Raw genomic sequence first — 1,358 nt, forward strand, 5'->3', positions numbered from 1 at the left:
TCTGTGGGTGGCTCCTGCATTGCAAGTGTTTTCTGGTGATATTCGCGGTCTTTTTCGTCAGTACTGTCGTCTGTCCGGCCTGTTTATGTTTTGGCATTGCCTCCACTGGCCCTGATGAATTCCGCGAGCGAGGTTCCAATCGGCTTATCGACCTCAGACGGCCGCTGCCATTCCCGGAGTGTCCTTGCTCTTGGTTGACTTAATTCCGCATCATCACTTCAACGTCTTGCATCTCGTGGGCAGTTGGCGTGATTAGAACGCTGGCTGCCGGTATTCCTGTTTCTTGGTGAGCATCGCCCAGACCGCGCGGGCTGCCTTGTTTGCCATCGCGACTGTTGCCAGCCGGAACGGCTTGTCGGCAACGATCTTGGCGGTCCAGAGATCGACTTTCTCAGGCGAACGTTTCGCCATCACAGCGCGAGACGTCATGCCCACGACCAGCAACTTGCGAATGTATCGATCACCCTGCTTCGTGATCTTTCCAAGACGTTCCTTCCCGCCGCTTGATTTATTGAGAGGGGTTAACCCTAGCCATGCCGCCAGATCGCGCCCAGTCCGAAACTGATGCGCGTCACCGATAGTGGCGACAATCGCCGATGCTGTGACCGGCCCAATTCCAGGCATACGCATTAATCGACGTGCATCTGCGTTCCGCATTGCGTGTTGCTCGATCATCTTGGAATAGCCAGAGATGCGTTCGTTCAGGCCGATGAATTGGTAGCATTGGATGCCGAGCATGCCGTTCGCGATCTCGGGCATGTCCGGGTGATCGCCATCAAGGTGACGATTTGAAAAAGCCGTAACCGCTTCGATCCCAATCGGCAAAATATGCCCAAACTCGCGCAACAGGCTACGGATCATATTGGCCAACTGGGTGCGCTGCCGGACTGCTAAATCTCGGGTGCGATGGATCGACAATATAGCCTGCTGGTCTTCGGTCTTGATCTCAACAAACCGCATGGTCGGGCGTCTGACAGCCTCACAAATGGCTTCAGCATCAACGGCATCGCTCTTGCCGCGCTTCACATAAGGTTTGACGTAACCGGCAGGCATGAGCTTCACATCATGGCCGAGGTTGCGCAGCTGACGGCCCCAATGGTGTGATGAACCGCAGGCTTCCATGCCAACCGTGCAAGGTGGCAACGTCTGAAAAAACGCTAACAGCTTCGCGCGTTTGATCGGCTTTTTGAAGATAACACGGCCATTCTCCGAAATGCCGTGCACTTGAAAAACATCCTTGGCCAAATCCAGGCCTACGGTCTTTACTGTCATTGGGTGGCTCCTTTCCTAGCAGTCGTTGATAACTGCACTTTGGCACATTCGATGCCGGTGGAGCAGGAGCCACCCACCTCATCCGC

General features: G+C 54.9%; 1 protein-coding gene. It reads right to left on the bottom strand.

Features of this window, described 5'->3' with window-relative positions:
* Positions 1-252 precede the first annotated feature (252 nt).
* On the bottom strand, positions 253-1,272 hold the full coding sequence (locus tag RUE5091_RS22445; protein WP_058284174.1) for an IS110 family RNA-guided transposase: 1,020 nt from the start codon (positions 1,270-1,272) through the stop codon (positions 253-255).
* Positions 1,273-1,358: the final 86 nt, after the last annotated feature.

Source organism: Ruegeria denitrificans (assembly GCF_001458295.1).
Lineage (GTDB): Bacteria > Pseudomonadota > Alphaproteobacteria > Rhodobacterales > Rhodobacteraceae > Ruegeria > Ruegeria denitrificans.